Source organism: Secundilactobacillus similis DSM 23365 = JCM 2765 (assembly GCF_001311075.1).
Taxonomy (GTDB): Bacteria; Bacillota; Bacilli; order Lactobacillales; family Lactobacillaceae; genus Secundilactobacillus; species Secundilactobacillus similis.
This window is the reverse complement of sequence record NZ_BBAD01000130.1, coordinates 1-5,414: the sequence shown is the minus strand read 5'-3', so window position 1 is coordinate 5,414 and position 5,414 is coordinate 1. Positions and strand designations below refer to the sequence as shown.

At 46.3% G+C, this 5,414-nt stretch carries 6 protein-coding genes; all 6 read right to left on the bottom strand.

Annotated features, from left to right (window positions below; genetic code table 11):
* Window positions 1-133 precede the first annotated feature (133 nt).
* Window positions 134-1,948 carry an oligoendopeptidase F gene (gene pepF / locus JCM2765_RS15900; protein ID WP_054737523.1) on the bottom strand — a complete coding sequence of 605 codons (1,815 nt, stop codon included), beginning with the start codon at window positions 1,946-1,948 and terminating at the stop codon, window positions 134-136.
* A gap of 50 nt (window positions 1,949-1,998) precedes the next feature.
* Window positions 1,999-2,469 (bottom strand): hypothetical protein, encoded by a 471-nt coding sequence (locus tag JCM2765_RS15895; RefSeq protein ID WP_054737522.1) that lies wholly within the window; start codon window positions 2,467-2,469, stop codon window positions 1,999-2,001.
* Window positions 2,470-2,480: 11 nt separating this feature from the next.
* Entirely contained in the window at window positions 2,481-3,041 is a 561-nt protein-coding gene (locus JCM2765_RS15890) for a competence protein CoiA (RefSeq protein WP_054737521.1), read from the bottom strand.
* 104 nt (window positions 3,042-3,145) lie between these two features.
* Window positions 3,146-3,841: an adaptor protein MecA gene (locus JCM2765_RS15885; RefSeq protein WP_054737520.1), complete on the bottom strand. Its 696-nt coding sequence runs from the start codon at window positions 3,839-3,841 to the stop codon at window positions 3,146-3,148.
* Window positions 3,842-4,252: 411 nt separating this feature from the next.
* Window positions 4,253-4,657, bottom strand: coding sequence for a transcriptional regulator Spx (gene spx / locus JCM2765_RS15880; protein WP_054737519.1), 405 nt, complete (start codon window positions 4,655-4,657; stop codon window positions 4,253-4,255).
* 123 nt (window positions 4,658-4,780) lie between these two features.
* A partial coding sequence (locus tag JCM2765_RS15875) for an MBL fold metallo-hydrolase (RefSeq protein WP_054737518.1) occupies window positions 4,781-5,414 on the bottom strand: 634 nt, incomplete at its 5' end.

Genomic DNA, 5,414 nt, shown 5'->3' with positions numbered 1-5,414 from the left:
CCGGCGGCATCCTTCCACTATATAAAATCAGAATCACTGAATTTCACAAACTAAACATGCTTACGCTGGACACAAGCGAATCCAAAAAATGACGCCTAAGCGTCATTTTTTGTAGTCGCAATAGTCACGTATATTAAAGTTCCGCAGCTAAAGCCTCAAATTGATCCAGTCGCCGTTCAAACTCTGCAAAGGCGCTATCAAGGTAGTCAGTTTGCGTCATATCAACACCGGCACGTTTCATGACGTCGATTGGGTCAGCCGAACTCCCAGACTTTAGGTAGTTCAGGTAAGCCTCGCGTTTTGCATCGTCGCCTGAATTAATGCCACTTGCTAACGTGTTTGCAGCTGCAAAACCTGTTGCGTACTGGTAAACGTAGTAGTTGTAGTAGAAATGTGGAATTCTAGACCACTCATCCGCAATTTCAGGATCCGAGATCACCGCGTCACCGTAGTAATGCTGATTCAATTTTAGATAGGCACTGCTTAAGGCATCCGCAGTCAACGGTTCACCAGCTGCGTCTTGTTCATGGAGCCATTGTTCAAACTCCGCAAACTGGGTCTGCCGGAACACGGTTCCCTTAAATCCATCCAGATAATGGTTCAATACGAAAGCTTGAACCCGCTTATCCGAATACGTCTTCAACAGGTAATCAGTCAGTAGGTTTTCGTTAGTTGTTGACGCAATCTCGGCAACAAAAATTGAATAATCGCCATACTGATAAGGTTGGTTGTGAGTGGTGTAGTAACTGTGCATACTGTGACCCATCTCGTGAACTAGCGTAAAGAGACTTTCTAAGTTATCCTGCCAGTTCAGCAACATGTAGGGCGCGGTATCATACATGCCGCCAGAATAAGCCCCGGACCGCTTCCCCTTATTTTCAACCACGTCGATCCACCGTGAATCAAAGGCCGTTTGAACGTGACTGAGATAGTCTGGGCCAAGAACGGCGAGCGCTTTTAACGCCTCAGCTTTGGCCGTTTCAAAGGTATAACTTAGCTGTGGTTCACCCGTAATTGGCGTATAGAGGTCATACATATGCAATTCCGGTAATTGTAAGATTTTCTTCCGGAGCGCAACATAGCGGTGTAGTAATGGCAAATGCGCATTAACACTCGTTACCAGTGCATCGTAAACGGCAACTGGAATATGGTTGCGATTGAGTGCCGCTTGTCGAGCCGAGTCGTAGTGGTGAACACTAGCATCAAAATTATGAGTTTTAACGTTCCCTGCTAGCGTTGAAGCAAGCGTATGGATAAATTGATGGTAAGTTGAATAAAGCTGCTTAAACGCCATTTTTCGAACTTCTGGTTGGGTCGATTGAATCAACTGATCGTAGACCCCTTGTGATAATTGCACTGTTTGACCATCGTCATCAGTCACAATTGGAAATTCTAAATCCGCATCGTTTAACATGCTAAAGGTGTTACTTGATGCGCCTAACGCATCACTTGCTTGCGCTAATAATTGCTCGGCTGCTGGTGTTAAAACGTGGGCGCGTTGACTGGTCACACTTTCAATGTAGTGTGCATACGGTTTTAATTCCGAGCTATCCGTTAACCACTGCTTTAAAGTGGTTTCATCTACTGCCATCAATTCCGGTTCAAACCAGGCGAGTTGGCTTTGAAGTCGGGTCATCAAGCTTTGCGTTCGACCACTCAGTGCTTGATTATCAGCATCCCCGGTATCTTGATCGTGCTTCAATGAGGCGTAAACGTACACCTTTTCGGCCCGGCGAATCACCGCCATCATTGTTTCAATGACTGCCGCCAACTGTTTGGGACCTTGTTCAAGTTGCCCCTGTAAGTCAGCTAAACCCTTAATTGCGTCGTCAATGGCCTTAAATTCATCGTTAAATGCCGTTAAATCTGAAAAAATGGGGGTTAAATCCCAGGTTAATGCCGGTGCTACTTCAGCACGCGTTGGTAATTGTTTGATCTCATCTGCCAACACAGTCACTTCCTTATCAATTATTCGTGAATACTTAGCTTACCACAGGTTCACCGTGGGTTGGCAACGAATTGCCACCGCTGATTGGGTAACCGTTTCAAACAACCGGTCTGTTCGAGTAACGTCAATAACGTAGCTAGCTGTTGCCGTTGCCCTCGCTGAATCGTTTCGTCAGAACACTGAATGAGACACGCTGGTCGCATGAGCGCTGCTGCCTGTTCTGCCCACTCCTGCCACTGCGCAAGTGTCACAACCGTTAATAGCGCTTTTTCCTGCAATCTTAAAATGACGAAATACCGCCATAAGCAACTCGCATCCAACCAAACCGGCACCGAATCTGGTGCTGAAAAGCAAACGTCCGGCATTGCCTGCAGTAATCCGTGATGCTGGTAGCAGTATTCTTGCCACTTTAACGTTCTGGCGTGCTTGTATAATAGCTGACCGCTCAATCGTTGTCGAAAGTCTTGACTCGTTCGTCGTTTAATTGGCTGAACCTTTTCGATCACCTGATGATGACGCAACCGGGTATAACTCAGCTGTCCCCAAAAATCGACCGAATCTCAGCCCAAATTTCAAGTTCACCCGTTGTCGTGCACCAAAAGAGGAGGTGCCACCCGTATTTGTCAGAATAGCGTAAGAATTTATCCATTTGACCCAGTTTAGTTAGCTTGAGGCGGTAGGTATCCCCTAATATCCAACAGGGCTCGATGGCTAGCTGCCGGTACCCGCGATTACGTGCATCAAGCTGGGCAATCGTAATCGGCGAACACTGATATTCAATTGCGATTCGCCGCATCGAAGTGGTCAGTAGTAAGTCTGGTCGTTGCTCGATCACTGGCAGATAAGGTTCCAATTCAACCTGCGTTGGCTCACAGTATGCCGCTAGCTGCCACTTACCAGTTAGATGGGCATCCGTCTCCCCTTCAGCAAATAACTGACAATTCGTCTTCGCACGGTGAGCAAAGTGCGCAATGACCTTTAAGCCCCGTTTTAAAATCACCGGCGCCTGACATCCCGGACAAAAATAAGCCGCGCTGCGTTCAGCAGTCGTTGCGACTGTCAAAGTTGCGGTTTGATCGTTTGCCGTCAACATGACGTCACCTCCTTGGCTTTAACTACGCGTAACAGGTTTCGTTAGTTTTAAATCACAAAAAAAGCCCTCAAGGTTTCCCCTGAGGACCGTTATTAGTCACTTAACTAATCAAAATACCGCCGGGTTAATTCTAACGCCGTGCGATCCATAATCTTTTTACCGTGCTCGTCCAAGACATCAGCTGTAATCTGTGTCTTTTCAGCGTATTCATAGGCAACTGCCAGTTCATCCTTAATCGTTTCGGGTGACGTTTCATTAACCCGGAAAACGAGTTCCAAGTAGTAAGTATCCTTATAGTGGTACAAACTAGACGTCACTTCGGATAAGTGAAGCGCGTTGGCAATCGAAATCAAATCGTCAAACTCACGGAGCTTCATCACCGTTGTGTGTAATGGTGCGCCCTGTGTCGTTGTCGCATTCGTAGGTGTCGTTGCTTGATCATCACTATCAGTATCAGTCTGCATCAACTGTTGCTTTAAGAAGTCTGGTACTTCTTCCTTAATTGACTGAATCTGATTCGTGTCTTGATCGTCATCACCTTCAAGGACATCGTCATCGTCCATGCCGCTCTTGCTAATAAATAACTCCAGGCCGTTCCGGTTAGGCAACACCTGAAAGGTAACTGCATCCGTTTCCTGAAATTGATGATCAGCGTCGACTTCTTCCAAAATACTATAGAAGAAGTTTTCAATTTGCTTGTGGTTACCAAGCAGATCAAGGACGGTAATCCCCCGTTGGGTTAAATCATCGTTACCGATTAACACGCGAATTGTATTCTCGTTAATTCTTTCCATTTCCATGACCCAACACCTCTTTCTGCCGTACCAAAATAGACCCATCTTTAATTCTAGAGAATTTTAGGCGTTTGTAAAGTATCTGGCTTGAATTCTTTTGATAATCAGGATATTTTAACACTCATCTGATTGTGTACTCCGGCGTTTGTGGCAGAAATCGATCACTGGATATGAACTGCAAACAAACCCCACAGTAAATAACTGTAGTATAGCAATCACGGGCAGTCTGCGTCAAGTCATCCTCCCCGAAACATCACCGGTAATTGTGTGATACGCATCGGTGAGCACATCAAGTTTGAACGTCTCGATTTACCCAGAACCCAAGTCCATTATCACATCTATGTCCTAAACCTAAAACTGTCACCGACTCCAACCAGGGAATCTGTGACACGACTGCATTTGAACTAACCGGCCACGCTAACCAACGTCGGCCCGTCGTTTTGCTTTTTCTAGCTCTAATACTCGGATGTGTCGAGGGAGAAAGCGGCGAATCTCATCTTCATTAAACCCGACCTGCAATCGTTTATCATCAAAAATAATCGGTCGTCGAAGAAGTCCTGGTCGTGCTGTAATCATCTCAACCAGTTGGTTAAACGAAAGGTCATCGATATTAACGGCCAATTGGTGATAGTCCTTTGATCGTTTTGAAATAATGTCTTCGGTTCCGTTCTCGGTCAGCCGTAAAATCCATTTGAGCTGCTTCGTACTCGGTGCTTGAACAAAGATGTTTTGTTCAACGAAGTCAACTTCGTGTTGTTTCAACCACTGTTTGGCTTTCCGACATGACGTACAACTAGGCGACGTGAATAGTGTGACTGTCATAGCACCAACCTCCAAACTTATAAAAACAATTAGGTATTTTGTTAACTTTAGTATACCGAATTCTACCTCATTTGGGAATGGTCTTCACTAAAAGGTCACGAACTTCTCCGCTTTTCGTCACATTTAGATGTCAAATGTATGATGCAACGTGGCTCGCAAAACCGGAATGGTTCCCGCGGTTTGCTGGGCTTGGCTAACTAATTCGTCAAGGTCACCCTGCTGTGGCAAATGCGTCAGCACCAGTTGCGCAACGCCGGCATCCTTGGCCAATTGTCCCGACTCTCCGGCGGTCAAATGCCACTTGATACCAGCATGGTCGTTAAAGAAATTGGTATCCGTCAGTAGTAGATCAGCTGATTTTGCGAAGGGCACCAGTTCAGAAATTGCCGCCGTATCAGCGGTAAATACGAGCACTTGTTTCGTGGCACGTTCCGTAATCCGCATAGCATAGGCGGGTACCGGGTGCTTCGTTTGTAGGAACGTCACGTCAAACGGCCCCACGGTCAATTGATTGCCTGGCAAATATCCGTGACCAACTGTTGCGTGTGGCCAGGTCAAACTCCCAAACTGAAGTGGATCTGAGGTTGGCCCGTAAATGGGTAGCGTTTCAACGTTTGGCCGTTCCTCATGTAACTGCCAATAATACTGTAAGACCCCTAAGTCGGCAACGTGATCGTGGTGGTAATGCGATACAAGCACGGCATCAAGCATTAATGGATCCATAAGTTGTTCCAGCTCAATAACGACCCCACTCCCG

Excerpts from the sequence above, each read along its gene's own strand:
- spx (WP_054737519.1), bottom strand. The coding sequence starts at position 4,657 with ATGACAGTCACACTATTCACGTCGCCTAGTTGTACGTCATGTCGGAAA.
- JCM2765_RS15885 (WP_054737520.1), bottom strand. The coding sequence starts at position 3,841 with ATGGAAATGGAAAGAATTAACGAGAATACAATTCGCGTGTTAATCGGT.
- JCM2765_RS15890 (WP_054737521.1), bottom strand. The coding sequence starts at position 3,041 with ATGTTGACGGCAAACGATCAAACCGCAACTTTGACAGTCGCAACGACT.